Below are 26,987 nucleotides of genomic sequence, written 5' to 3'. Positions count from 1 at the left end.
GTGACGCCGGATCAATCGACGCCCTTGAACACGATCTGGAGGAACTCCGGCCGGTCCGCGATCAGGTGGCGCAGGAAGTCCGGCGCGTCCTCGATCGGGACGACATGGGTGATGAGCTGCGCGCGGATCGCGTCGCCACGCGCCGCCAGCAAGGCGACCGTCTCGTTCGCCAGCCGGCGCTTGTCCCATGCCGTCGCCATGCCGCGCGGGACGCGATTGATCTGCGCGCAGCGGAGGTTGAGGCCGTTGTGATGGAACTCCTCGCCCAGCCGCAGCCGGTCGGTGCCGCCCTGATAGAAGGCGAGGTCGATCACCGTGCCCTGCGGGCGTAGCGCCTGCATCGCGGCGTGGAGCGAGGCGCTGTCGGCGCGGGTCTGGAAGACGAGATCGGCCCCGCGATCATCGCCGCCATGATGCCAGCGCGACTTGGCATAGGCCCAGGCATCCGCCTCGACCATCGGCACCAGCCCGAGACAGGCGGCGCGGGTGCGGCGGAATTCGGAAGGGTCGGCGATCACCACCTCGCTCGCCCCCGCGCGCTGCGCGAACAGCGCCACGAACAGCCCGACCACCCCGGCGCCGATCACCAGCACCGGCCGGTCCTTCACGCTGGCGCCGAAGAAGGGCGCGGTCGGCCCCAGCATTTCGGCATCGGCATGGAGGATGCCGTTGGCGGCGATCGGCCCCATCTGGCCGACATAGATGCCGAGGATCGGGTCGATCGCGGGCGGCAGCTTCGTCAGCACGTCGTGGAAGGGATCGGCGGTATGGCCGGTCTTGTGCCCGAAGACGGTGCCGATCGTGTCGCCGGGGGCATAGTCCCACGCTCGCGATTCCACGACGCGCGCGGATTCCATGTAACCGAGGAACGGCACCGGATAATGCTGCTGCGGCTCGCCGTGGACGAACACGCCGCGCCCGGCGTCCCAGCGCGCGTGGAGATAGGGGTTGGTGTTCTTGACGAAGGTCAGCTCGGTGCCGGCGGAGAAGCCCGTGTAGAGCATGTCGAGCCGGACCTGCCCATCGCCGGGCGGCCCCTCGTCATAGCCGTGCAGATACGCCTCGCCGGGTCGTTCGACGCCCAGTGAGCGGATATGACGCCACTCGCTCATATCAGTTCCTCCAGCATGATCGCAGCGCCCGTGCGCGCGGATTCACCGATCGCCAGCGCGACGCGATGGGTTTCGACCGCGTCGGCATAGGGGCAGCGGATACGGTTCTCCTTGCCCTGTACCGCGTCGATGAAGTCGCGATCCTCGTGCCAGACGGGGTCGCCCTGCGTGCCGCGCACCGGCCGGCCGTGCCCGACATCGACCATCAACTCGCGGTCGGTGATCTCCACCGCCAGCCGGTCGCCGAACAGGTGCAGGCCGACGCGGTGGTTCCAGCCGAGCAGGCAGGTCGAGGCGAAATTGGCGATCGCGCCGCTGGCGAATTGCAGGCTGGCGGTGCTGGCGGTCGGCACGTCAAGGCCGTGGAAGTCGGCGCGGTCCGTATGGCCGGCGAGGCCGAACACGCGGGTCACGTCGCCCGCCAGATATCGCGCCAGATCGATCAGGTGCGTGGTCTGTTCGACCATCTGGCCGCCCGACTGGTCCTCATGCCACCACCATTGCGGGGGCGGCGTGGAATCGAGCCAGTAGCCCGACATCAGCCGCGCCGGATTGTGCGCCAGCAGCCCGCGCACCTCGTCCACCGTATCGAGATAGCGCCAGTGATAGCCGACCGCGGTGACGAGGTCCGCTGCGGCGACCTCCGCCGCGATGGCGTCTGCGGTGGCGATGTCGAGGGCGACGGGCTTCTCGACGAAGAAGGGCAGGCCCCGCGCGATCGCGGCGCGTTCGGGGGCGCCGTGCGCGAAGGGCGGCACGCAGATGTAGAGCGCGTCGACCTCCACCGTATCCAGCATCGCGTCGATATCGGTGAAGGCCTGCGCGCCGAACCGCGCGGCCGCCTCGTCGGCGCGGGCGCCGTCGACATCGGCGATCGCGACGATCGCCACGTCCTCGAACTGTTCGAGCACGCCGAAATGGCGATGGGCGATGCCGCCCGCGCCGATGAAGCCGATTCTGGTCATGCGTGTCCCGTCCGGGCGCGGTGCGCCGCTGGTTTCCTGGGCATAGATCGCCGCGGTGTCGCGGATCATGCGGTCGGCGTCGTAATGGGTGCGCTGGTCGTCGCTCGCGGTCGCGGCGACGGTGCGCAGCCGATCGCGGTCGGATAGCGCGTCGATCACCGTCGCGGCGAACGCGGCCGCATCGCCGGCGGGGGCGAGCCAGCCGGAACGGCCATGGTCCAGCATCCCGGCATTGCCCGGTGCGTCGCTGGCGACGACGGGCAGACCGGCCGCCATCGCTTCCAGCGCGACCAGCGACAGCCCTTCGAACCGCGAGGGCAGCACCAGCAGATCCGCCGCGCCCATCAGGTCGGGCAGGTCGTCCCGCTGGCCCAGCATCCGCACCGAACCGGCAAGGCCGCGTGCCGCGATCTGGCGCGCGATCGTCCAGTGCAACGGTCCCTCGCCCGCCAGCAACAGCGTGACGCGCGGATGCACGGCGCGGATCGCGGGCATCGCGTCGAGGATCAGACGATGATCCTTCTGCTCGGCGAAGCGCGCCGCCATCAGCAACACCGGGCCGTCGTCCAGTGCCCCATATCGCCGCAGGGTCGCGCGCGGTTTCGTCGGGGCGGTCGGCGGTACGACGCCGTTGAGGATCGTCACCAGCCGGTTGCCGAATTCGGCACGGGCGTGGCTGTCGGCGACCGCACCGGACACCGCGATCAGCCGGTCGACATGGCTCAGGCCGGCGCGATGCGCGGCGCGCTGGTCCGCATCGGTCAGCAGATAGGGGAGATGCTCGGTACGGACCACGCGGGCGCCGGCATCATGCGCGGCCTGCGCGCTGGCATGGCCTTCCCAGCCGATGCCGGCATGGACGTGGACGATATCCGGCCGAGTCCGGGCGAACCAGCGCGACAGGTCGGCGACGTCGCCGGGGTCGATCGCCTTCACCGTCAGGCCACGGGCGCGGGCGCGGGGCAGTAGGCCCGACGCGGGGGTCGCGGCGATCACGATGTCATGGTCGCCGCGCAGCCCCTCCGCCAGCGTCAGCATATGCGCGCCCACGCCGGACGGCGCCGGGCTCTCGGTGACGAGAAACAGCCTTGATCGGATGGTCATGCGGCGACGGATGCCGGTTCGATGCGGGCTGCAAGGCGACGATAGGTCGCCAGCGCCTGCCCGACCACCTGGTCCATGTTGTAATAGCGGTACGTCGCCAGCCGGCCGACGAAACTGACATCGGGCAGCGCATCGGCGAGCGCGGCATAGCGCCGGTACAGCGCCTGGTTTTCCGGGCGCGGGACCGGGTAATAGGGATCGCCCTCGCCCCGCGGAATCTCATGGCTGATGCTGGTGCGCGGGGATTGCTGGCCGGTCAGGTGCTTATACTCCGTGATCCGCGTGAACGGCGTATCGGGGGACGGATAGTTGACGACCGCGACCGGCTGATACCGGGCCACGTCATGCGTCTCGTGCCGGAATTCGAGGCTGCGATAGGGCAGCGGGCCGAAGCGATGGCCGAAATATTCGTCGACCGGGCCGGTGAACACGGTGTGGTCCGCACGCACGTCGCAATCGGCAAAATCCACCCCGGTCTGCACGGTGATGTTGGGGTGATCGAGCATCGCCTCGAACATCGCGGTATAGCCGTGCAGCGGCATCGCCTGATGCCGGTCGGTGAAATAGCGGTCGTCGGTATCGGTGCGGGTCGGGACCCGCGCGGTCACCGCCTTGTCCAGTTCGGACGGGTCGAGGCCCCATTGCTTGCGCGTGTAGCCGCGGAAGAACGTCTCGTAGAGTTCCTGTCCCACCGCCGCGACGACGACATCCTCCGAGGTGCGGATCTCGCGCGGTTCGGCGCGCGCGGCGAGGAACGCGGCCGCCGCGGCCTCGTCGTGCAGGTCAAGGCCGTAGAGCGTGTTGAGCGTGGTGCGGTTGATCGGGATTGGCACCAGCTTGTCCGCCACGCTCGCCAGCACGCGGTGCTCGTAGGGCCGCCATCTGGTGAAGCGCGACAGGTACGCGAACACCTCGTCGCTGTTGGTGTGGAAGATGTGCGGGCCGTAGCGATGGACCATGATGCCCGCCGCGTCGTGATGGTCGAACGCGTTGCCGGCGATGTGCGGGCGCTTGTCGATCACCAGCACGCGCTTGCCCGATCCCGCCGCCAGCCGTTCGGCCAGTACCGACCCGGCGAAGCCCGCGCCGACCACCAGCGCGTCGTAATGCGGACGCCGCCCGGCGGGGTGGATCGCGGGGGCGGCGGGAGGGCGCTTCGGCACCATCCTCGCCTTCATGCCCGCGAACGTGCGGTCCCATGAGGTGGCGGCGAGCAGCGCATCCGCCTCGTCCCGCCACGCGCCGTCCACCGGCAATGCCAGTGCCGCCTCGCAACCCGCGACGAACGCCGGGGCGTCGGCCGCGATGCTTACGCCGGCCAGATCGCCATAATGGCGGATCACGTCGACGATCGGGGTGGATACGACGGGGCGGCCCGCCGCGAGATATTCGGGGGTCTTGGTCGGGCTGATGAAACGGGTGGCGGCGTTGATCGCGAACGGCATCAGCGCGACCGACCAGCCGGTCAGGTAGGCGGGCAGCTCGTCGTAATGCCGGTTGCCCAGCCAGTGGAGATTGGGCCGCTGCGGTAGCGTGGCGGGATCGATCTTCACCACCGGGCCGACCATCACGACCTGCCAGTCGGGCCGTGCCGTGGCCAAGGCATCGACCAGCGCCAGATCGACCCGCTCGTCGATCACGCCGTAGAAGCCCAGTTTCGGACCCATGATCCCGCGCTGGTCCGCCGCCTCCGCCACGTCTCCGCGCGCCGCGGCGAAATGCGCGACGTCGACCGCCGAGGGGAAGGGCGTGATCGCGTCGTGGCGGTCGCGCTTCGCCTCGTACAGGCTGTACCCGCCGGTGAACATCACATCGGCGCGCGCGATTAGCGCCGCCTCGCGCTCGACCAGCAGCGGATCGGCGAAGGCGAAGGCGGACAGCTCGTCCATACAGTCATAGACGACCAGCGACGATCGCAGATGCGCCGCGAACCCCAGCATCATCGGCGTGTAGAACCACAGCACCGGGTCCGCCGGCATGCATGTCGCGACCAGCATGTCGAGCAGGCCGCGCAGCCCCTCCTCCACCTGGTCGCGGTTCCACCAGTGCGGCACGCGCGGGCGCAGCGCGATGACGCCATCGGCGGGAAAGGGATGATGTTCGAGATAGGGCAGCGGATGATCGCCGCCGATCGGTTCCTCCCAGAAGAACACGCGGCGTTCGGCCGCGAACCGCTTCATCAAATGCTGTGGCCGCTGGGTCACGAAATCCCAGCGCAGGTGCGAGAAACAGATCAGCGGGGCGGGAACGGCGTGGAGCGGGGCTTCATCGACAGACCGGGCCGGACCATGCACATCGTTCTCCATCTGATCCGACGGGTGTGGGCCGCGATATCGACGAACTCAATTAATGCAGATCAAATCACAGGATTTTTTCTGTGCGGCCTGCGCCAGCAAGGGTCGCAGCCGCGCGATGGTGTGCGGCCATGTCCACCGCGCCAGCGACGTTTCCCGCGGGAAACTTTCGCCGGTTTCCGCGCGCATCGCCATGATCGCGGCGGCCAGATCGGCGGGGTCGAAGAACCGCCCCGTCTCCGGCAGGATATACTGCCGCCCGCACACCAGTTCGGCGTTGCAGAGCACCGGCAGGCCGGCGAGCATATATTCGGTCAGGATCGCGGGGGCGCCGTCGTCGCGCCCGCACACCATGCCGAACCGCGCACAGTTCATCAGCCGGTTGACCTCGTCGAACCCCACCCCCGGCGGGCCGATACAGTCGACCGACAGCCCGGCATCGGCGATGCGGGCGCGCAGCCGATCCGCCTCCTCGCCGTACCCGAACACGAACAGCCCGCGCACGTCGCGCGGCAGCGTCTCCAGCGCATCGAGCAGAAGGTCGTGCTGCTTGTACCCCTGCGCCGCGGCGACGTAGATCAGGTCATAGTCCCGGGGGCCGTCCAGCGGCCGGAACTGGTCGATCGCGGCGAATTCGGGACCGACCGGCATGATCGCGGTCGCCATGCCGGGATGGCGCGCCTCGACCTCGTCGGACTGCCACTGCGCGCCGGTCAGCACCAGATCGAAGCGGGCGCTGACCTCCGGGGGAACGCGCAGGGACGGCGCGTCGATCGAGTTGTACAGGATGATGCTGTTGGCGCACGCCGCCAGCAGCGCCGGCGCGACCCCCAGCCCGTAGACGACCAGGATATGCGGCGCGCCATGCGTCGCCACGAATTCCAGCATCGCGCGATTGTCGAACGGGGGCACGGGATCGACGATCGGAAACCCGCGATAGCCGAGCCGGGGGCCGGCGGGGGTGTAGGACGATCGCCCCTGCCCCGCCCGGTGGTGCCAGATTTCCGCCCGCTCGACGATCCCGGCCGCGATGCAGGCGAGCGGCAGCCGCTCCAGATAGCCGCCCGTGACCGCGAAGGGCGCGTCGGTCACCACCTGCCACGGCGCGGGGGGATCGGCGATGCCGTCATCGGGATGCCAGTCGACCCGGTCGCTGATGACGACGATCGAGGGCATCGGGGTCAGCGGCGCCGGGGCGGTGCTGGCCGCCATCATGCCATCGGCCGCGCTCTAACATATGTCATGGGCGGAGAACGCGTGTCGCCATGCTCCGTTCAACAGGGACGACTTGATCCGGTGACGGTAATGTCCCATATTATCGACCTGTACTGGACGAAAGAACGGACATGAGCGTCGAAGCCAAGGGTATCGGTCGGAAACGGGCAGCGGCCACCATGCCGCCCGCCATCGCGCTGGCGGGGCAGGGGTTCGTGACGCATTTCCTCGATCAGGGCGGCATCGTCGACATGGAGCGGGTCGCCGACATGTTCCGCATGACCAAGGGCCAGCTGGCCGAGACGGTCGGGCTTGGCGCCGCCACGATCGGCAAGGCGGAACGGCGGACGGCGCCGCGCGCCCAGTCCCGCGTCCGCGAGATGCTGGAGATCGTCGCGCGCATCCGGGACTGGGCGGGCGGCGAGACGCAGGCGATGGCCTGGTATCGATCGCAACCCATCCCCGCGCTCGACGGGCGGACGCCCGAGGCGCTGGTGAAGGCCGGGGAGGCCGGCGCGGTCCGCGACTATCTCGACCATCTGGCGCTGGGTGGTTTCGCCTGAGCGGGCTTTCACGCGGTGCCGCGAGGAAGGCTGGTTCGCGCGGAGACGCGGAGACGCGGAGGGTTGCGTATGACGTATCCTCACCGGCTCCACGGTCCGACCATCTGGCCCGGCCGATGATGCACGCCATGATCGGCCCCGTGCCCGGCACCTCCGCGTCTCCGCGTCTCCGCGCGAACCCCAATCTTTCCCTCTTCGCGTCTTCGGGCGAACGATGAGGTTCGCCGGTCGCTGCTACCGGGGCCATGACCCGATGTGGTCCTTCTCCCCCCTGTCGGGGCAGGGCGCGGCGAAGACCGGGGGGCGCTTCAATCGGCGGGGCGAGCCGACGCTGTATCTGTCGCTGTCGATCATGACCGCCGTCAACGAATGCACGCAAGGGTTCGGCCGGCGCCTGCACCCGCTGACGATGTGCGAATATGATATCGACTGCACCCCCGTCGCCGACCTGCGGACCGAGGCGGACCGGGCGGCGACGGGCGTGGCGCTGGCCGATCTCGCCTGTGGCTGGCTGACCTGTCTGCGCGCCGGGCGCGACGCGCCCTCCTGGGCGGTGGTCGACGCGCTGAAGGCGGGCGGCCATGCCGGGATGCTGGTGCCCAGCTTCGCCCCCGGCGCGGGGGCGGGCGACGACAATTTGATCCTGTGGCGCTGGGGCCCGGACCTGCCGACCCGCGCGACGGTGTTCGATCCGGGCGGCCGCCTGCCCCGCGATCAGCGGTCGTGGACCGAAGGGACTGCCGTCAGCGGATCGTGACCCTGCCCGCGTCAGCGGATCGTGACCATCGTCACCGACCGCGCCGGCACGGTCAGCGCCAGCCGTCCGTCCGCCAGCCGCACCCCGTCCAGCGGCACGGGCACGAATGGGTCCGCCTTGCCAAATTCGATGCGCGTGTCGATCCGGCCGGCGGTCAGCGTCTCCGCCGTGGCGCTGCGCCCGGCCACCCCTGCCAGCATGGCGGCGACGGGGGCGGGCCGGTCGGGGTGGAGGTTGACGATCGACAGGTGCAGCACGCCGCCCGCATCGCGGCTGGCCGAGACGCTGACCTGCGGCATCCGGCTGTCGCCCTCGACATAATCGGGGGTGCCGATGTCGACGGGGATCAAGTCCGCGCCCTGATGCACCTTGTACAGGTCGAACACGTGCCAGGTCGGCGTCACCACCATCTCGCCCCCGCGCGTCAGGACCAGCGACTGGATGACGTTCACCATCTGCGCCAGATTGGCCATGCGCACCCGGTCGGCATGACGGTTGAAGATGTTGAGGCTGAGGCCCGCGATCACCGCGTCGCGCAGCGTGCTTTCCAGATACAGGCTCGACGCACCCGGCTCGCTGGCGAACCATGCCCCCCATTCGTCGACCGCCAGCGCGACCTTCTTCTGCGGGTCGTAGCGGTCCATGATCGCGGCGTGGCGCGCGATCAACTCGTCGGTCAGCGTGGCGCGCGCCAGCGCCTTCGCCCAGCCGGTCCGGTCGAAGCCGACATTGCGGCCCTTGTCGCCCCAGTCGTTGCCCGCGAAGGTATAGAAGTGGAGCGACAGGCCCCACATCAGCGGCCTGGGATCGACATAGGCGAGCGGCGTCGGATCGGGGCGCCACGTCATCGCGCGCGCCATCATCGTCTCGGTCCAGGCATAGTCGTCGGTATCCGCGCCGACCGCGATCAGATTGGCGCGCGGGCCCGAATAGCTGCGCAGGAACGCGGCATAATGGCGGAACGACGCGGCATAGGTGTCCGCGGTCATGTTGCCGCCACAGCCCCAGGTCTCGTTGCCGACGCCGACGAACGGCACGGCCCACGGCGCGGCATGACCGTTGGCGGCGCGGGCGCGGCCGGGATCGCTGTCGGTGGGCGCGGTCATGTACCGCATCCAGTCGTCCGCCTCCTGCACGCTGCCCGACCCGACATTGACCGACACGAACGGCGCGGCGCCGATCTGGCCCATGAAGTCCATGAATTCGTGCGTGCCGAACGCGTTGGTATCGGGCTTGCCGCCCCACGACGCGTTGATCTCCTGCGCGCGCTTCGCGCGCGGGCCGATGCCGCCCCGCCAGTGATAGCTGTCCGCGAAGCACCCGCCCGGCCAGCGGATGACCGGCACCTTCACCTGCCTGAGCGCGGCCACCACGTCGCGGCGGATGCCGCGCGTGTTGGGGATGGACGAATCCTCGCCGACCCAGATGCCCTCGTACACGCCGCGGCCGAGATGCTCGACGAACTGGCCGTAAATCTCCGGGGCGATGCGCGGGCCGGGCCGGTCGGCATGGACCAGCAGCGTGGTCGCGGGCGACGGGGACCGCGACGGGGACTGCGGCGGGGTCTGTACCTGGGCCTGTACCTGCGCAGGTACGGCCGCGGCGAAGGCCAGCAGCGCCAGCCAGCGCGAGCGAAGCGGACGGATCATCGCCCCGGCCCCGTCAGCGCGCGAACCAGCCGCGCAGGCGATCCGCCTCCGCCGGGGTGATCGCCATCACCGTGCCGTGCTTGGGCTGGGAGAAATTGGTCGCCTTCATCCGCGAACCCGGATCGTTGAAGCGGCCGATGTCGCGGAACGTCTGGAAATCGGTGGTCTCGGCAAAGCCCATATTGTTGGGCTTCACGCCGAACACGTCGTACATCAGCACATATGTATCGGTGCCGTGGCGCCGCCACAGATTGGGCGCCTCCGCCGCGACGTTCTCCGGATCGACCTTGCGCGGATCGTGGACATAGCCGCCATCGATGCGGCTCGACACCGCCTGACGGATGCTGCCGGGCTGTTCGTGTACGACGTAGAACATGCGGTACTTGCCGCCGATCTTCGTGATGTCGGCATCGATCGTGTTCACTGCGGGCCGGGGATAATAGAGGATCTGCTTCGGCACCGTCGTCAGCGTGGTGAAGGCGGGATCGGCATAGGCATAGACCATGTAGTTGGGGCCGTTGCCCATCCGGGTGGTGAAATAGACCATCATCCGCTTCTTCGCGGGATCGTAGATCGTCTCCGGCGCCCAGGCGTTGCCGGCGTTGCGATAGGCCGGGAACAGCGCGGCGATATCGACCTTCGCCAGCGTCCAGTGCAGCATGTCATGGCTCTTCATGAACAGCATGTTGCGGTTGTTGCCCCAGCCATAGTCCTTTTCCGGCCGCTCCCACCGGGTCGTCCGCAGCCCTTCGCGTTCGGCGAAGATGTGGAGGTCGGTCATCGACATGTAGAAGGCGCCGTCCGGCCCGCGCATGATGTGCGGATCGCGGATGCCCTGCTGGTCGGCGACCGCCCTGCCCCGCAGCACCGGCTCGCCCCCGTTCACGTCGGTGAAGCTGTAGCCGTCCGCCGAGGTGGCGAAATGGAGCGAGTGCGTCTCGTCCTTGAAATAGGCGAGCAGATAGGCCGACCGGGCCTCCGCCTTGCCCGCCTTCGACGCGGGGGTGGCGGCGATGGTCGGGACGATCGCCAGTTGTCGCGGCGCGGCGTTTTCCGCCTGTGCCTGCGCCTGCGCCGGGGACTGAGGCTGGGTCTGGGTCTGGGTCTGGGGCGGAGCGGCGGGCGCCATGGTGCCGAACCCCAGCGCGACGGCCGCCCATGCAATGATCGTCTTCACCTTCTCTCCCCCCGATATCGCCCGCCACCGCGCGGGACATGCTTTGCCGGCACCCTAATAACTCCGACAAATGTTGCAAGCACCGTCGGGTTGGCCGCGATCGGAAAGTCACGAAAGTCGCATGGTACGGCCCTCTTTGGGGAAACCGTGACGTTCGGGACCGCAGGCGGATGAAGGGTTATGGCGCGGACCGGTGGTGTAGGACAGAGGGTGGTTTGACGGCGGCATCCTAGTCCGTCAGATGCCATGAAGGCCACGCAGGATGACATTTGCAGTCCGAAACGGATGCGTAACGAGGGAGCGAAAGCTATGCTCGCGCATTCAGTAAGGAGCGACTGTAACGCCACCAACGGGGATTGCTATGCCTGCACAGCCCGCCAACGTACGTGCCCGGCCGAACGTACAAGGTTCACCACGCATGTCGGTCGTCGATCTTTACCATGTGGTGCGAACATGGTCGGACCAGCAGGTCAAGGCCGGCAAAATTTCGGCTGTCAAGGCTAACGATTTTTGGCAAAAACATGGTAGCAATTATCTCGAAAAGATAAAAAGCTACTTCCCTATTGGTAAGGATGTGAAGGAAGGTCTTGCGACGCTGCGAGTGATCATCAGCGAACTTGGCATATTCGGGCGATACCATATCAAGGAATATCGCGGTCGCCTGCACATAGTTTTCAAGGGGCATGCGGGTGCACGCCAGTTCCTGACGGGTACACGATATGGCATCCTTCATCACAAGATCGTATCTTTGAAGATGACGTCCGCTGGCATGAAGTCGGCGGCTAAGGGCGGGCTGATATTCGGAATCCTGTTCTGTACGGCAATCGACGTGGTCGACTATGTCAGCAATGATCGTGCTACGTTGGGTCAGCTTTTCGGTGCGGTCGGGATGGATATCGCCAAATGCCTGATCGGCACCGGCGTGGCCCTCGCCATGGGCTTGGGAACCGCCGTGGCCATGGGGACCGCCGTCGTCGCCATCGGGCCGGTGGCAGTAGGATTAATTTTCGGGGTCGGCGCGTCGCTTTTGCTCGATGCGATCGACAATCGCCTGGGTTTGACCAAGAAGCTGGGCGAACTGTGCGATAAGGGGTTGGCGAGGATCAGCGCCAGTGCCGCGCACCTCGCAGATGAAGGCAAGCGGGTCTGGCAACGGATCGAGACATCCGAGGTCGTTCGCGACCTGTCACAGGAAGCGGGAGAATGGTCGGACTGGATCGTCAAACGGGCATCCGGCGTCACTTGGCAGAGGGGTTTTTTGTGAGTGATACCGGCATACCCCAGTGGAAGTCATGGTATCGCTGGCCGTTCCTGCTCGCCTTCCTCATGGGGGCGGCGATGTTCGTCATCGGGGTGCGGGAGTGCGCGGCACTGGTGGACGCGCTCGGGACCCTGCCGCCGACGATCACGGTCAACACCGCGATGAGCGCCTTTCCACCGCTCGGCATCGGCATCATGGCGGCAGGACTGCTGGGCTGGCTGCCGCGCAAGGCGGACAACAGCGGGCTGCGTCCGATCCGGACCCGGCGCGGCCGCGAGCGCGATCCCGGCGCGATCGTCATCGCGATCGTGCTGGCGATGCTGTTGCTGTACCCGGTCGCCGGGCTGGCGCTGCGCACCGTGACGGCGGACATGCTGTCGGCGCGCGGCTATACCGAGACGACCGAACGGGTCAGCGCATCGTCGGGCTATCTGACGACGCGGTGGCACCGGTAGAGACAGGTATCGGAATGTCGACACGTACTCGTGTCGACATGTCAGGTTTCGCTTCCGGCTGCAGGGTCGTCGATCCAGCGTGAGTTGGGTCGGAAGCGATCGGTCACCTTTCCATTGGTATCGACGTACCACCAACCCCGGATCAGGGCCTCCGGAATGTCGGGAAAGCGATGTTCGCCACGCGGATCGATCTCTACGATCCATTGGTCCCGATTGGTGTCGGCGGCCGCGTGAACATAGGGCTTGAGGGTACGGCTGCATTTCTCGATGGGGCGGTAGCGGGCGTTGGGTGTGAACAGGCCGGTCAGCTGACCATCGGGCCCTACTTGCCATCCGCCACGGATCGCCTCCGGTGGCGTGCGCTGTGTGGCGGGATAGGGCCAGTCGATGTCGTAGGCCCACCCCCCGGGATTTTCCTGTGCTGCCTTGATCAAGGCGGGGTCCTGGGGAGGGATACGGTGCTCTGTCACGATATCGTTCACGGGAAAACCTTGTAATAAGGATTAGGTATCGTTTCACCAAGCGTTCCATCCGGTAGAATCGGTCGAGAACTTCGGACTGACTCTCGCGGTATTCCACCAGGAATGGCAATCTCACTTTCGCGGGCAAAGGGGTTCGTTGGATAGACCTTGTTGACGTCGACCCCCTTCAAGCCTCTTCCGTCTATCTCATAAAGATGTGAACCAGCTTTGGCAAAATCGGGGTTATATGCGATGTCAGATGTCTTTGACGTACTGACATATATACTTGGTTGATTGGTATTTACATAGATTTCCAGATCGGCAGCGGATCCTCGGGGCTGAAAACCTTCGTCGAAGATCGTGCCTGGTGCGCGCTGATCGACCCGATAGACCGGCTGCTTCACCGGGCCGATACCAGGAATATTATCCGTTGTGGTTGCATTCACACGGGTCTGCGCTTCGATGGGTACGGATAAGGCACCGGGAACGGCTGGTTTGCCGGACATTCCATATTTGAACCCCGCACTGCCCCCCAGCGCCCCACCCAGCATCCCGCCCGCGACGCCGGCGATCGCCTGTCCGGTGGCACCGTAACCCAGCGCTGCGGCACCGGCGCTTGCCGCCTGGCCACCGAAATGCCCACCGGCCATGCCCCCCACCAGACTGCCCACCGCTGCGCCCGCGCCGTAGGTCAGGCCGACGCCCCATGTGCCGATCGCGGTGCCGCCGATCGCCATCGCCAGCATCGTGTTCTCCAGCCAGACTGGGACTTCCGGGGTCGGCTTGATGACCGTTTCGCTGGGACCGCCGATGAAGACGCCGGCAGAGCCGCGCCGGATCACCGCCGAACAGGCCATCGTCTCGCCGACCCGCGCGGCGAATTGATTGTTGATGCGGACCGTCTTCGCTCCGGTCGCGACGGGGACGGGCGGTCCCGAGTCCTTACTGCACGGGCCGGTCGCCAGCACCGTCATCGCCGCAGGCCGCCGGTCGATTGCCACATTGGGGGAGCCGATGGTGATGACGCCGGTGTCCAGTCCCGGGATCGTCTGGCCGATCGCCTGCCCCGCCATGCCTGCCCCGCCGGTGATTGCGACCGCAGCCCCGACCGCGATCAGGCTGACGCCCCCGGTCAGGATCGCGGTGCCGATTAGCGCGCCCACCGCCAGTCCGATCAGTACGCCGTTCATGGCGGAGCTGTGACCGAACGGGTCCTCGACCCGGGCAGCGGGGGCGGCGGAGGCCATCAGTCGATCCGGAAGCTTTTCAGCATGTCGCGGAACAGCGGTTCCGCCGCGTCGAACTCGCCTTGGCCCGTGGTCGCGGTGGCGACGATGAAGCCGCCCTGCGCATCCCCGACGAAGGTCAGCTTCTGGGTGAGCCGCGCCTGCGCGTTGTGCCAGTCGACCCGCAGTTCGGCCAGCGCATGGTCGCCCTTGGCATCGACGCGGCGTTCGATCTCCTGAAAGCCGGCGAGCTGCTCGGCCATCTGCGCGACCTGACGGTCGAGCATCGTGTTCAGCCGCGCCTGGGGATCGGTGGGCAGATCGGCGGATGGCGTTGCCTGGGTCACCACCATGTTGGCGGTGACGCCGGAGGCACCCGGTCCGGGGGCGCTCAGGATCAGCATCGACTTGTCCTGCCAGTCGGGAGGACAGGTCATCGACATACGCTGCAGCACTTCTCACCTCGCTTGTCGCCGGGGCGGCCCGTTGCGCCCGTTCCTACACATGGTGCGAGGCGCTGTCTCGTGCGGATGACGATGCGTGTCGTGTGATCGACACGAAGACATGTCTTCGTGTCGACATCGGTCTTGTCCGGCATCGACCGGGATATTCCGCACTCCCTCCGCCCCGTCCGAAAAATCATCCGGCAATTTATCCGCGAAAGCACGAATGGCGGGGGGTTTCGGGGGGCGTTGGGGGTGTTTCCCTAGGGGCGGGGGCATCGCTTCGTGCTTTCGCGGATGAATGACCCCGCCGGTATTCGTGCTTTTGCGGATGAATGGGGGTTCGGGGTAGAACGCGCCATGAAGGACCCCAAGCCGACACCGCTCGACCAGCGCGACCTGTTCGCGCTCGACAGCCCGCTGATGACCGAGGTGCGCGGCGAGCGGTCGCTGATGGCGTTTCCCTTCTTCGCGCTGTCCAAGGGCAAGTGGACCCGGCCGCTGGCCTACAAGACCGACACCGTCTCGATCGAGATCGTGCCGACCGCCAAGGGGGTGGCGACGATCTACGACAAGGAGATCGTCCTCTACATCGCCAGCCTGATGGTCAGGAAGCTGGAGGCGGGCGAGGAAGTGAGCCAGGATTTCTACTTCACCGCGCACGACCTGTTCTGCGTCACCGGCAACAACCCGTCGGCGCGGTCCTATGCGCGGCTGTCGCAGGCGCTGGAGCGGTTGCAGGGCACGCAGATCAAGACCGACATCGAAACCGGGGGCGAAGGCGAGGAAGGCTATTTCTCGTGGCTGTCCGAGGCGCGGCTTTTCTACAGCAAATCCAAGGAGAAGCCCGGCGAGCGCCGGCTGAAGGCGGTGCGGGTCCGCCTGTGCGACTGGCTGTTCCGCGCGATCCTGCGCGACCGGCAGGTGCTGGACTATGCCCCCGCCTATTTCCAGCTCGGGCCCGTCGAGCGGCGCCTGTACGAGATCGCGCGGTCGGGCTGCGTCGACGGGCCGTACGAACTGGGGCTGGACGATCTGCGGCTGCAACTGGGCTACCAGAACACGCTCGCGCATTTCCGCCACATCCTGAAGGCGGTGATCGAGGCGGATGCGATCCCCGACTACAGCTTCGCCTTTTCGGAGCCGGAGGAGGATGCGGTGCCCGTCGTGACCGGCAAGGGCGGGCGTCGCGGCCGGCCCGCCGGCCTCGCCCGCGTCGTGATCTCGGCCAAGGCGCTGGCGATCGCGTGACGCGAATGGGGGCGATCGCCTGATTCGAATCGGAGCGAACCGCGTGGCCCGGCACCGTGGCATTTATCCGCGATAGCACGAATCCGGACCCCGGTTCGGCGGCCATTTATCCGCGATAGCACGAATCGGCGGGGTATTTATCCGCGATAGCACGAACGATTTTCGGCATTCATCCGCGAAAGCACGAACCGTGAACGCTTCCGATGTTGGATTTTTGCTGCGAAGGTCGTCGGCACCGCGGCGATGCCCGCCGCGGCTCAGGGACAAGCGAGCGACCGTGACCACATAAAGGAAAGCCCGGCACGAAGGCCGGGCATCCCAGGGTATCGATGGAGCGACGTCGCCAAACGTCGATCCGGGCCATTCCGAACGGCTCCCTCCATCTACCCCTGTCCGCCCTCCGGATCAAGGATGCGCGTTTCGCGCCACGCCCCCCTCTTGTCTGGTCCCGGCCCTCGCGAAGGGACGGACGATGACGGCGATTACCCTCGGCCAGGCGGCGACGCTGGCGCTTGGCGGCATGCGTGCGCGCGGCAGCGAGCGCATGTCCACGCGCGCAACAGCCGCACCGCGCATCCACATCACCGGGGCACCGGTGCGTCGCGACAGCATCGAGGCGGGGACGTTCGAGGATATGTTCTTCGCCGTGCCCGCCAGGGGGGAGTGCGACCGGCTGCTGCGGATCGCGCGGGTGATGCTGGACGCGGGGCGCAAGCTGAAACGCGCCGCGCGGGCCGAGGGACGCCACCTCACCCGCAGCGAACGGCTGGTCGCCGCGCTGGGCGCGGGCGCGGTGCGGATCTACGAGGAGCTGCTGACGCTCGCCCGGCTCAACCGCGGCCGCGTCTATCCCAGCTACGACCGGCTGGCGGAGCGCACCGGGCTGGGCCGCGCCACCGTCGCGCGCGGGCTGGCGCAACTGGAGGCGATCGGGCTGCTCGTCCGCCAGCGCCGGTTCCGCCGGGTCGAGGGCGCCGGGCCGGGACCACGCTACGCCCAGACCTCCAACGTCTATCGCCCGACCCCGCCCGCCGGCCTGCCCGCGCGCATCCTCGCGCATCTGCCCCGCTGGATGCAGCCCGCGCCGCTGCCCGACGACGAGATCCAGCGCGAGGCGGACCGGCAGGGGGAGACGCAGGCGATGCTGGCCACCCTGTCCTGCCGCGATCTGGCGCGGGCGACGCTGGGCGGGCCGTTGGGGCGGATGCTGGCCCGGCTGGGGGCCGGCATCGATCGACGGGAGTGCGAGTCTCATGAAGAGCCTCAACCCATGACTGATTCAATTTAACCGGACTTAATGAGCCGGCCTAGACGGCCGACAGCACGTTAAAGGAAATCCAACGGACCCATCACAAAGAAACTAAGCGCGGAGTGCCGGCTACGCCGTCACATGCTCCCCGGAAGGAGCAGGCGGCTGGTGGTGTGGCCATCAGGATGGATGGTGGCCGTCATCCTGTCGGAAGGACGGCAGCGGATCATCGACGGCTGGCCCAGCGCAGCCATCCGGTTGCGGCCAGCCCTGTCGCCATCAGCCCGGACAGCAACACCAGGATGCGGCCGGCCATGCCCAGCGCCTCGCCGCCATGGAGCGGATGCAGCCAGTCGAGCAGGATATCGCCACCGCGCTCGTTTTCCCCGTCGCGCACCGCCAGGATCGCGCCCGTCCACGGGTCCAGCCAGACATTGGTGCGCGGGAAACGCCGGCTGGGTTCGGCCGGCCGGGCGAGGTTGATCCGGACCACCCCCTCGGGCATGGCCGGGGTCTCGATCCAGGCCGGCTCGGCATCGGGGAAACGTCCGGTCGCGCGCGCCACCAGCTGGTCGAGCGGGACCGGGGGGCCGGGCCGGGGCAGGGTGGCGAGGGCGGGGGCGTGGAACAGCGGCCCCAGCCGGGCCAAGGCGGGGCGCAACTGATCGGGAAAGGCCAGCAGCACCCCGGTCACCACCACGACCAGCAACAGGGGCGCGCCGGCCAGCCCGATCAGCTTGTGGAGATCGTAGAGCCGCCGGACCGGCGCCGCGCGACGCTTCAGATGCAGCGCGCGCCGCCACTGGCCCGGGCGGGGCCACCAGGCGACCAGCCCGGTCAGCAGCAGGAACGCCAGCGCGATGCCGGCCAGCCCCATCACCGTCTCCCCCGTCCGCCCGGCGAGCAATTGCCAGTGCAGCGCATAGATCCAGCCGGTCGGATATTCCCCCCAGAAGCCGGCGCGGATCGTGCGCAGGTCGCGCGGGTCGAGCCACAGCATCAGCGGCGCGAAATCCCGGTCCGCGGTCTCGACCGGACGATAATAGCGCACCGGGATCGGGCCGCCCGCCGGCGTCACCTCGATCCGCCAGGCGCCGGTGCGGTCGGGATGATCGCGGCGCAGCGCGTCGTACACCGCCTGCCACGACGACGGGCGGCTCCCCGCCGGCACCGCGCGCAAGGCGGGCACCAGTGCCCGGTCCAGCTCGGGATAGAAGGCGAGGATGCTGCCGGTGAGGCCCGACACCACGAACAGCAGCCCCAGCGACAGGCCGAGCCACAGATGCACGCGCCGGGCGACGGTACGCAGCGTCATCGCCGCGCCCCACGGGATCGGAGGCCGGTTCGGGGAAAGACGGGCACGGCGAAGGTGCCGGCGCGCGGCACCCCCGGGAACGGGGAGAGCGGAAACGGGAAGATCATGGCCACCGGACAGGATGCGAGGGCAGGGGCCATCGCCACCCGGCAGGGCGGCGGGGCCGGCTATCGTCGGATCGGGGCCGGGGCGGGCGGTGCCTGCGAGGGGGGCCGCAGATATGGCACGCGCCGCCCGGCCTGGGTGGGCGGTGTCGCCAGCGCGACCGCCGCGACCCATGCGAGCGCCGCCACCAGCAACACCGGATCGACCCCGCCGAGCAGCGGCGCCGACAGGCCGGCAAAGGCGCAGGCCTGCCCGCCGCCCCGATTGTCGCCGTGCGATCGCTTGCCATGCCCGTCCGGGTGCGGGGATGCGGTCGCGTGGTTGCCATTCGCCATGTCGGTCATGCCGGCCATGGGCGCGGGGCCGGTCGCATCGGGGCAGACGACGATCGCGAACCGGCCGGCGTCGATGACCGGCATATGGCCCGCCGGGATCAGCAGCCGCATCGCCAGCACCGCGAGACAGAACGGCAGCCACCATCGTCGGTCGATCATGACGAGGCGGCGAAAGGCTTGCACCGCATGGGGTTAGCGCCCCGTGGAGGTGCTGTCACCGCTGGTAATCAATCCGCCGACATGTCGACACGTAGATCATCCGACATGTCGGATCGGTCCGATACATGCCGGCGGCCGGGACATGACGACGTAAACCCACCCTGTCGTCGTTGCGAGCGTAACGAAGCAATCCAGGGCGTCGCGAACCGGGCTCTGGATTGCTTCGCTACGCTCGCAATGACGGGATGGGTCGAGCCGGTGCCGTCTCGCGTCAGCGCAGCAGATACACGTCGTAATTCTCGTCGGTCTGCGCCGGGCCGTAGGAGGCGAGGCGCGTCGTCGCCGCGAGGAAATCCCGGGTCTGTCGCGGCGTGACCGAGAAGGTGATCCGGTAGCCTTCGCTCTCCACCTTCGCCGGCGCGGCCGGGTCCAGCGTCCGGCGCAGCATGATGACGACCGGCCGGCCGGTGCGCTGTCGCAATTGCCGGGCGGTGGCGAGCATCTCGCCCAGGCTGAGGTCCTCGTCGTCGAAGAAGGTGAAGCGGACGACCCGCCCGGGGGTGCGCTGGCGCAGCAGCCAGACCGGGTTGGGGGCGTAATAGCCGAGCGCCTCGACCATCACGTCGGGATTGCTCATGACGATGGCGCGGCGCAGGTCGGGCCGGTGCAGCAGCCGCCCGAGTTCCGCAGCGCGGCCATAGACGCCTCCGCCGGCCTGATAGCCGAGCTGGACGACGGCATGGCCAACCTGGATCGCCAGCAGCAGCGCCAGCAGCAGGGAGGCCGGGGCGGCGATCCGCCGGGCGGGCGCCTCCGCCGGGCCCGGCCAGCGGCCCCCGTGTCCGCGCGCGACCATCCAGTGCAGCGACAGCATGAACGGAAGGAGCAGCGCGACATGGCGGTACGCACCACGATACACGAAATGGAAGAACAGCAGCAGCGCCAGCGTCACGACCAGCCCGCCTGCCAGCCCGCCGGGCGTCCGGGCCAGGCCGAGCGGCAGGGCGACGACCAGCACGATCAGCAGGACGTCGGCCGCCGGCCGCCATTGCCACATGAACATCGGTAGCAGGCTGAAATAATAGTCCGCCACCTGGGTACAGGCGAGCAGCACCGCGCCGACGCCGACCTCGTGCAGGTGCGGGGATACCGCCGCGTCCTGATAGGGGGGATAGACGGTGGCGAAGCACAGCAGCGCGCCCAGCCCCGCGCACCCCGCCGCCACGGCCCAGGCGCGCAGCGCGGGGGTCGGTCGCCAGCCATCGACCGTCAGCAGCTCGACCAGCCAGAACAGCAGCAGCCCGCCCGCGAGCAGCACCGAGGGGACGTTGGTGTTGCAGAGCAGGAACAGCAGCGCCCCCGGCCACCAGCTACTGCCCCGCCCGCGAACCTGCCGCGGATCGTAGCGGTCGGCGAACAGGAACAGCAGCAGCGCGCTCATCCCGTAATTGCGGGCGACCGCGGTATATTCGAACACCATCCATTCGCCGAACAGCGCCAGCGCGACGACCAGCCCCCGGAACGGCGCGCGGAACGCCAGCATCGCGGCCGCGCCGATCCCGATGATCGCCGCCATCGCCGGCAGCACCTCGCGGACCGGCACGATCATGTGCGCGGCGCGCAGCAGGATGTACCAGGTGGCCGGGTGCCCCTCGCCATGGATGTTGCGCAGCATCGCGACCATGTCGGCGCCGCTGAGGGCGAGCGTGAACGCGCGCACCTCGTCGCGCCACATCACGTGCGTCGCGACGAAATAGCCGGCCAGCACCAGCCACGCGGCGAACAGCGCCACCTGCGCCCGCGGATCGGGCCCGCGCGCATCGGCATCCGGCGGGCTGAACAGATCGGTCATCCCCCGATCCTGTAGCCAGGGATGGTTAGCGCCGCGCTAACGCCGTTTCCGGCTGGAAGATGGTTGAAATCCTGCGCCAGGCGCCGCGATCATCCCGATCGGGATGGTGATCCGAGTTTCGAGCGAGCCACCGCCAACGGCCATGCATCGGATATATGCATCAAGGCGGGGTCCGGATTTCCACCGTTTCGAAAGCGATGCGGAATCTGTGAGTTTTGCATCACACTGTGCTTGTAAAAGCTCCAGTGCTGCCGAACACGGACTATGCGCGCCCGCTTTGGGATCGGGCATGGATGCATTCGGGTGCCGGTCTTGGTAGATCGATGCATGTCGACCTTAACTCAGCCCACAAGCGTCATAAACGCTGCCGCTCATGCCGACGCCACGATCGCTCCACAGCGGCTCCATGCTCTTTGGATTACATCGTTCACCTTATTGTTACTTGCCTTTTTGCTGAGAGGCTGGGATTTTGGCAGCGCCGCTCTGGATCTGGACGAACAATGGTACTTGTTGGTCGGAGAGCGAATGCTTCACGGCGCGGTGCCCTACATCGATTTATGGGACCGCAAACCGATCGGCCTGTTCCTGCTCTATGCAGGCGTTGGAATGCTGCCAGGCGACGGCATCATCGCGTATCAGCTTATCGCTACGCTATTCGCCGCGGCCACCGCCATTACCGTGGCGATGATAGCGCAACGCATCGGCGCCGGGCGCATAAGCGGCTGTGTTGGTGGACTGCTATATCTGCTTACCTTGTCTGTGCTTGGAGGGCAGGGTGGTCAGTCCCCGGTTTTCTACAACCTCTTCGTTGCCATGGCGGCGCTGCTGACGACAAGGCTCCCTCATCTGGTTCGGCATGGACGTCTGTCGGCGATCGGATGGAACGGACTGGGGGCTTGTGCACTCGTTGGACTGGCAATCCAGTTCAAATATACCGCAGCGGTCGAAGGCGCGTTGATGGGGGGCGCGCATGTCTGGGCCGCGTGGCGGCTGCCGGGCGTCCGATCACGGGCTGCGACGATCGGCTGGACAGTCGCCTGGATGACTGCCGGGTTGTTGCCGACGATCGCCGTCGTCATCGCCTATGCAGATATGGGCGCAAGCGCATTCCATGCTTTCTGGTTCGCCAACTTCATATCCATTGCGCTTCGTCGGGCTTATCCGGCACGTCAGGTGATGGGGAACCTGGGAAGCATCCTGGGCCAGGTCACACCCCTGTTGATAGCCAGCATTGCGACGCTTACCCGATACCGTACGCTGAAAGAAGGACAGGCATCGCGTAGATTGGTGATCGGATGGCTGATCGCCGCAGTGGCCGGGTTCGCCGCCATTGGAACGTTCCACGACCATTATGCACTGCCGCTTTTACCGCCGCTCGCGGCGCTGGGGGCGGTCGCGCTGGCCCGGTCACGCGCCCTGGCCGTCATCGTGGTTGGTGCAGCGACGCTGGTATTTGTCGGTGAGCGCGCGTCTACGCCAAATGCCGATCAGGCGGTACGCGAGGCGGCAGCATTGGTCCAAACATATTCCGGGCAACGCTGCCCTTATGTTTTCATGGGTGATCCAATCATTTACCATCTGGCTGGCAAATGCATTCCCACTGCCTATGCCTTTCCCAACACGCTGGCCCAAGCCATTGAGCAGAATGCAACGGGTGTGGATGAAGCCCGCGAAGTAAGACGGATCATGAGTAATCGTCCGCCCGTGGTGGTGTCGTCCGACCGCAGCCGCACAATCTGGAACGTAGCCAGCGCTGCTGTGATGCGTCGCGCGCTGGCGAGCGATTATTATCTGAGGAAGCGGATCGCGCGAGGCCGGTACAACTTGCTGATCTACGTCCGGCGCGACCGGAAGCGTCCCTATGACAGCTGAACTATGACTCGCCATGGTCGTGCCTGCCTCGCGGCCGACCGGTTTCCCCGGAACCGCCCGTTGGACATGGGGAAACGGGACGCTCCGCAAACGGGGGGCGTGACGATCCCCGCTTCTGCCCGATCGCAGGTGATCGATGTCACCCGGCCCGCCACCCAGTCCATGCGCCACAAGGGGCTATCGCGTGGCGTATGATGGCGGACATCCCCTCACCGGTGCCCGTTTACCGGGTTCTTAACCCTTCCGCCCGATAGCGGTGACGGACAGGGGCGGTGCCTCGCTGGCAGGGACGTGACGGGCGATGATCGACGGGCGCAAGGTCGCGGTGGTGTTGCCTGCCTATAACGCCGCCCTGACCCTGCGCCGCACCGTCGCCGAGATCCCGCGCGATATCGTCGACGACGTGATCCTGATCGACGATTGCAGCCGCGACGACACGATCGCGGTCGCGCGCGACCTGGGACTGCACATCGTCTGCCACCCCGCGAACCGGGGCTACGGCGGCAACCAGAAATCCTGTTACGAGGCGGCGCTGACCCGGGGCGCCGATATCGTGGTGATGCTGCACCCGGACTATCAATACTCGCCGCGGCTGGTGCGGGCGATGGCGGCGATGATCGCCAGCGGCCATTACGACGCGGTGTTCGCGTCGCGCATCCTGGGGCAGGGCGCGCTGGCGGGGGGGATGCCGCTGTACAAATACATCGCCAACCGGTTGCTGACCGCGTTCCAGAATCTGGTGATGGGGCAGAAGCTGTCCGAATATCATACCGGCTACCGTGCCTGGAGCCGGACGGTGCTGGAGCGGTTGCCGCTCCGGACCTGTTCGGACGACTTCGTGTTCGACAACCAGATGGTCGCACAGACCGCGTGGTTCGGGTTCCGGATCGGCGAGATATCGTGCCCGACCCGCTATTTCGCCGAGGCGTCGAGCATCGATTTCCGCCGCAGCTGCACCTATGGGCTGGGCGTGCTGGGCACCGCGATCGCCTATCGCCTCGCCCGCTGGGGGGTGCGCCCGTCGGCGCTGTTCGCGGTCGAGGACGAGACGCTGCTGATCCCGGCGCCGCTGCCGGTGCCGATACGGGTGGCAGCCTGATCCGACAATCCTACGTGTCGACATGCCGACAGGTATGATTGTCGATCGATAGGCATCGCCCCCCCCCCGATCTCGGGCTGCGTGTTTAACCTCTATTTTAAATCCGTGACTTATGACGGGCGACGATGCCGAACACGTCAAGCCAGGAAGGGCGCCACGCCCGGATTCGCGAACTGGCCCGGTACGGGGCGGTGGGCGTCGGCCTCGTCGTCGTCGAATATGCCGTCTACATCCCCATCGTCCATCTGTGGCCGCAGGCGGTGTTGCCGGCGCATCTGCTGGCGCGCGTCGTCGCCGGGGTCGCGGGTTTCGTGGGGCATTCGCGCTTCTCCTTCGGTCTGGTCGATCTCCGCCCCCGCGACGGGGTGCGTTATGCGCTGATCGTGATCGTGAACATGGCGCTGGCCGCGCTGCTGCTGATGGCGCTGCTGCCGCTGCTCGGCCCGCTGGTCGCCAAGCTGGCGAGCGACGGCGCGGTGATCGCGGCGGGCTATGTCGCGGGGCGCCGGCTGGTCTTCGCGCGGCCGGCCCGGCGGGAGGCGATCCCGTGAATATGCCCGTGAATGTGCCGATGAATATGATCGTGCCGGTGGACCCGTCGATCGCCGTCGTCATCCCCTGTCACCGGGTGACCCGCCACATCCTGTCGCTGCTGAACGGCATCGGGCGCGAGGTGCGCCATATCATCGTCGTCGACGATTGCTGCCCCGACCGGAGCGGCGAGCTGGTCACCGCGCTGTGCCGCGATCCGCGCATCACCGTCATCACCCATGCCGACAATCTGGGGGTCGGGGGCGCGGTGATGACCGGCTATCGCCACGCGCTGGCGCTGGGGGCGGACATCGTCGTGAAACTGGACGGCGACGGGCAGATGGACCCCGCCCTCATCCCGCAGTTCGTCGGCCCGATCCTCGACGGACAGGCGGATTACACCAAGGGCAACCGCTTCACCAATATCGAGGACGTGCGCGCGATGCCCGCCGCCCGGCTGTTCGGCAATGCCGTGCTGTCGTTCGTGACCAAGGCGTCGTCGGGCTACTGGACGCTGTTCGATCCCACCAACGGCTATACCGCGATCCACGCCGCGGTGCTGGCGCGGCTGCCGCTGGACAAGATCCGCCAGCGTTATTTCTTCGAATCCGACATGCTGTTCCGGCTGGGCACGGTGCGGGCCTGCGTGATCGATATCCCGATGGCCGCCATCTACGGCGACGAGGAGAGCGGCCTGAAGATCGGGCGCGTGCTCGGCTCGTTCCTGAAGGGCAATCTGGTCAATGTCGGCAAGCGCGTGTTCTACAATTACTTCCTGCGCGATTTCAGCATCGCCTCGGTTCAGCTGCTGATCGGGATCGCCGCGCTGGTCTTCGCGCTCGCCTTCGGGCTGCACGGCTGGATCGCCAGCGTCGACACCGGCACCCCCGCAAGCACGGGGACGGTGATGCTGGCCGGGTTGCCGGTGATCGTGGGGATGCAGCTGCTGTTGTCGTTCCTCGCCTTCGACATCGCCGCGATGCCGAACCGTGCGCTCCATCCCCTGCTGACGCCGCGCCTGCGGGCCAGATCGACCGCGGGGCCGAAGGCGGAGCCGGAGCTGCGGGTGGTCGACGCCGCGTGAACCGCATCCGGTCGTGGCGCGCATGGTGGTCGGCGTTGCTTCCCGACACCGTCACCCGCTGGGCGTTGCTGGTCGGGTTGCTGGGGGCCGTGCCGCTGGTGCTGCTGACCCCGCCGTTCCAGGTCGCGGACGAGCCGCAGCATTTCGAACGCGCCTATCAGATCAGCCGGCTCGACCTGATCGGCCATGCGCATGGCCGCGAGGCCGGGGCGGTGCTGCCCGTCTCGCTGTCGGCGATGGCGCGCGACATATTGGGGACGGACGCGATCGATGCCGACCGGCCGATCACCCCCCGGCCGCTGTCGGCCAGTCTGGCCGGGCTGGGCCGGCCGCTCGATCCCGATCGGGTCGCCTTCACCGCCTTTACCGGCGCCGCGCCCTATTCGCCGCTGCCCTATATGCCGCAGGCGATCGCGATCGCGATCGGGCGATCGTTCGGCATGGGGCCGCTGGCGCTGCTCTATGCCGCGCGGCTCGCCAATGCGCTGGCGGCAATCGTCCTGCTCGCGCTCGCGGTGCGGACCGCGCCGGTCGCGCGTGAGGCGCTCGCGTTCGCCGGGCTGATGCCGATGGCGCTCTATCAATATGCCTCCGCCTCCCCCGATGCGATGACGATCGCGACCGCGCTGCTGTTCACCGCCATCGCGACGCGGGCGATCGTGCGGGGCTGGACCGGGCGGACCGTCGCGGCCGCGGGGTTGCTGGGTGCCGTCTTCTGTTCGCACAAACTGGTCTATGCGCCGATCCTGCTGATCGGGCTGGTGCCGGCGATGGCGGGCGGGCGGGCGCGCCTCCGCACGATCGGCCTGAGCGTCGCCATTGCCCTGTTCGCGCTGGGCGTGGCGATCGCCTGGTTCGCGCTGAACAGCGGGCTGGCCCTGACGCGGTTGCCGGATACCGACGTCCATGCACAGGCGGCGTTCCTGATCGGGCGGCCGATGGCGTTCCCCGCGATCCTGTGGGCCAGCCTGCAGAGCTATGGGATGCTCTATTATTTCGGGATGGTGGGCGCGGTCGGCTGGCTGGTGGTGCCGCTGCCGGCCACCGCCTATCTGTTCGCGCTGTTCGGCATGATCCTGACCGTCTGCATCCGCCGACCGGACGAGCCGGTGCTGCCGCGCCTCGTGGGTGTGTGGCAATTGCTGCTGGTGGCGGGGGGCATCGCGCTGGTCGCGCTGGCGCTGTACCTCACCTGGAACACGGTCGGCAGCGCCGCCATCCTGGGGGTGCAGGGCCGTTATTTCCTGCCGCTGCTGCCGTTGCTGCTGGTCGCCTGCACCTTGCTGGTGCGGGTGCCGCCCGATGCGGCGCGAGCGCGGCTGTTCGGGCGTATCGTGGCCGTGGTGGCGGTGCTGCAGGCCCTCGTCCTCGATGCGACGGTCGTCACCGCCTATTCGGTGTTCGGGGGCGCCGTGTAGCCGAAGCGTCACCCCGGTCTTGCCGATTCGACATG

At 67.6% G+C, this 26,987-nt stretch carries 23 protein-coding genes; 11 read left to right on the top strand and 12 right to left on the bottom strand.

Annotated features, from left to right (window positions below):
• Positions 1–11 precede the first annotated feature (11 nt).
• The 4 genes from ABD719_RS17195 to ABD719_RS17180 are packed head-to-tail and all read right to left on the bottom strand — an operon-like array spanning position 12 to position 6,690.
• Complete coding sequence (locus ABD719_RS17195) at positions 12–1,112, bottom strand: zinc-dependent alcohol dehydrogenase (RefSeq protein ID WP_344694592.1); 1,101 nt, start codon at positions 1,110–1,112, stop codon at positions 12–14.
• Positions 1,109–3,181 carry a glycosyltransferase gene (locus tag ABD719_RS17190; protein ID WP_344694591.1) on the bottom strand — a complete coding sequence of 691 codons (2,073 nt, stop codon included), beginning with the start codon at positions 3,179–3,181 and terminating at the stop codon, positions 1,109–1,111. Before ABD719_RS17190 ends, ABD719_RS17195 begins: the two co-directional genes overlap by 4 nt.
• Positions 3,178–5,475, bottom strand: a complete 2,298-nt coding sequence (gene glf / locus ABD719_RS17185; protein WP_344694590.1) for a UDP-galactopyranose mutase — start codon at positions 5,473–5,475, stop codon at positions 3,178–3,180. Before glf ends, ABD719_RS17190 begins: the two co-directional genes overlap by 4 nt.
• 48 nt (positions 5,476–5,523) lie before the next feature.
• The gene (locus ABD719_RS17180; RefSeq protein WP_344694589.1) at positions 5,524–6,690 is read right to left on the bottom strand and encodes a glycosyltransferase; all 1,167 of its coding nucleotides are present in this window, start codon (positions 6,688–6,690) and stop codon (positions 5,524–5,526) included.
• A gap of 131 nt (positions 6,691–6,821) precedes the next feature.
• Here ABD719_RS17180 and ABD719_RS17175 point away from each other — a divergent pair, with 131 nt between their 5' ends.
• Positions 6,822–7,253: an antitoxin Xre/MbcA/ParS toxin-binding domain-containing protein gene (locus ABD719_RS17175; RefSeq protein ID WP_344694588.1), complete on the top strand. Its 432-nt coding sequence runs from the start codon at positions 6,822–6,824 to the stop codon at positions 7,251–7,253.
• A gap of 214 nt (positions 7,254–7,467) precedes the next feature.
• Positions 7,468–8,010, top strand: coding sequence for an RES family NAD+ phosphorylase (locus tag ABD719_RS17170; protein WP_344694587.1), 543 nt, complete (start codon positions 7,468–7,470; stop codon positions 8,008–8,010).
• Positions 8,011–8,021: 11 nt separating this feature from the next.
• On the opposite strand, the gene ABD719_RS17165 is transcribed toward ABD719_RS17170, so the two are convergent.
• Positions 8,022–9,659, bottom strand: coding sequence for an alpha-N-arabinofuranosidase (locus ABD719_RS17165; RefSeq protein WP_344694586.1), 1,638 nt, complete (start codon positions 9,657–9,659; stop codon positions 8,022–8,024).
• 13 nt (positions 9,660–9,672) lie between these two features.
• Complete coding sequence (locus ABD719_RS17160) at positions 9,673–10,836, bottom strand: glycoside hydrolase family 43 protein (protein WP_344694585.1); 1,164 nt, start codon at positions 10,834–10,836, stop codon at positions 9,673–9,675.
• Positions 10,837–11,254: 418 nt separating this feature from the next.
• Between ABD719_RS17160 and ABD719_RS17155 the strand changes: the two genes are divergently transcribed.
• Both ABD719_RS17155 and ABD719_RS17150 read left to right on the top strand, forming a co-directional pair.
• Entirely contained in the window at positions 11,255–12,100 is an 846-nt protein-coding gene (locus ABD719_RS17155) for a hypothetical protein (protein ID WP_344694584.1), read from the top strand.
• Positions 12,097–12,552 carry a hypothetical protein gene (locus tag ABD719_RS17150; protein ID WP_344694583.1) on the top strand — a complete coding sequence of 152 codons (456 nt, stop codon included), beginning with the start codon at positions 12,097–12,099 and terminating at the stop codon, positions 12,550–12,552. The genes ABD719_RS17155 and ABD719_RS17150 overlap by 4 nt, the downstream gene beginning before the upstream one ends.
• A gap of 41 nt (positions 12,553–12,593) precedes the next feature.
• Here the strand turns inward: ABD719_RS17150 and ABD719_RS17145 are convergent, their stop codons facing one another.
• From ABD719_RS17145 to ABD719_RS17135, 3 genes are read right to left on the bottom strand one after another with little or no spacing between them, the layout of a single operon-like run.
• The gene (locus tag ABD719_RS17145; protein WP_344694582.1) at positions 12,594–13,034 is read right to left on the bottom strand and encodes a hypothetical protein; all 441 of its coding nucleotides are present in this window, start codon (positions 13,032–13,034) and stop codon (positions 12,594–12,596) included.
• Positions 13,031–14,260, bottom strand: a complete 1,230-nt coding sequence (locus tag ABD719_RS17140; protein WP_344694581.1) for a PAAR domain-containing protein — start codon at positions 14,258–14,260, stop codon at positions 13,031–13,033. Before ABD719_RS17140 ends, ABD719_RS17145 begins: the two co-directional genes overlap by 4 nt.
• Positions 14,260–14,676, bottom strand: a complete 417-nt coding sequence (locus ABD719_RS17135; protein ID WP_344694580.1) for a DcrB-related protein — start codon at positions 14,674–14,676, stop codon at positions 14,260–14,262. Before ABD719_RS17135 ends, ABD719_RS17140 begins: the two co-directional genes overlap by 1 nt.
• Positions 14,677–15,042: 366 nt before the next feature.
• Between ABD719_RS17135 and ABD719_RS17130 the strand changes: the two genes are divergently transcribed.
• Entirely contained in the window at positions 15,043–15,933 is an 891-nt protein-coding gene (locus ABD719_RS17130) for a replication initiator protein A (RefSeq protein WP_192128444.1), read from the top strand.
• Positions 15,934–16,405: 472 nt separating this feature from the next.
• Entirely contained in the window at positions 16,406–17,221 is an 816-nt protein-coding gene (locus tag ABD719_RS17125; protein ID WP_344694579.1) for a helix-turn-helix domain-containing protein, read from the top strand.
• A gap of 187 nt (positions 17,222–17,408) precedes the next feature.
• Here the strand turns inward: ABD719_RS17125 and ABD719_RS17120 are convergent, their stop codons facing one another.
• The 3 genes from ABD719_RS17120 to ABD719_RS17110 all read right to left on the bottom strand — a co-directional run bounded on the left by ABD719_RS17120 (position 17,409) and on the right by ABD719_RS17110 (position 20,948).
• Positions 17,409–18,497 (bottom strand): PepSY-associated TM helix domain-containing protein, encoded by a 1,089-nt coding sequence (locus ABD719_RS17120; protein ID WP_344694578.1) that lies wholly within the window; start codon positions 18,495–18,497, stop codon positions 17,409–17,411.
• 167 nt (positions 18,498–18,664) lie between these two features.
• Positions 18,665–19,096, bottom strand: coding sequence for a hypothetical protein (locus ABD719_RS17115; protein ID WP_344694577.1), 432 nt, complete (start codon positions 19,094–19,096; stop codon positions 18,665–18,667).
• Between the two features lie 271 nt (positions 19,097–19,367).
• Positions 19,368–20,948 (bottom strand): hypothetical protein, encoded by a 1,581-nt coding sequence (locus ABD719_RS17110; RefSeq protein ID WP_344694576.1) that lies wholly within the window; start codon positions 20,946–20,948, stop codon positions 19,368–19,370.
• A gap of 327 nt (positions 20,949–21,275) precedes the next feature.
• Between ABD719_RS17110 and ABD719_RS17105 the strand changes: the two genes are divergently transcribed.
• From ABD719_RS17105 to ABD719_RS17085, 5 genes are all read left to right on the top strand, one after another.
• Positions 21,276–22,820 (top strand): hypothetical protein, encoded by a 1,545-nt coding sequence (locus ABD719_RS17105; protein ID WP_344694575.1) that lies wholly within the window; start codon positions 21,276–21,278, stop codon positions 22,818–22,820.
• A gap of 301 nt (positions 22,821–23,121) precedes the next feature.
• Entirely contained in the window at positions 23,122–23,919 is a 798-nt protein-coding gene (locus ABD719_RS17100) for a glycosyltransferase family 2 protein (RefSeq protein ID WP_344694574.1), read from the top strand.
• A 125-nt stretch (positions 23,920–24,044) separates the two neighbouring features.
• A complete protein-coding gene (locus ABD719_RS17095) occupies positions 24,045–24,470 on the top strand; it encodes a GtrA family protein (RefSeq protein ID WP_344694573.1) in 426 nt (141 codons plus the stop codon).
• A 2-nt stretch (positions 24,471–24,472) separates the two neighbouring features.
• Positions 24,473–25,534 (top strand): glycosyltransferase family 2 protein, encoded by a 1,062-nt coding sequence (locus ABD719_RS17090; protein WP_344694599.1) that lies wholly within the window; start codon positions 24,473–24,475, stop codon positions 25,532–25,534.
• A complete protein-coding gene (locus tag ABD719_RS17085; RefSeq protein ID WP_344694572.1) occupies positions 25,531–26,952 on the top strand; it encodes a DUF2142 domain-containing protein in 1,422 nt (473 codons plus the stop codon). Before ABD719_RS17090 ends, ABD719_RS17085 begins: the two co-directional genes overlap by 4 nt.
• The last annotated feature ends 35 nt before the right edge of the window (positions 26,953–26,987 follow it).

Source organism: Sphingomonas cynarae (assembly GCF_039537815.1).
Taxonomy (GTDB): domain Bacteria; phylum Pseudomonadota; class Alphaproteobacteria; order Sphingomonadales; family Sphingomonadaceae; genus Sphingomonas; species Sphingomonas cynarae.
Note: the sequence above shows the minus strand (reverse complement) of the source record. Positions and strands in the feature narration are given on the sequence as shown.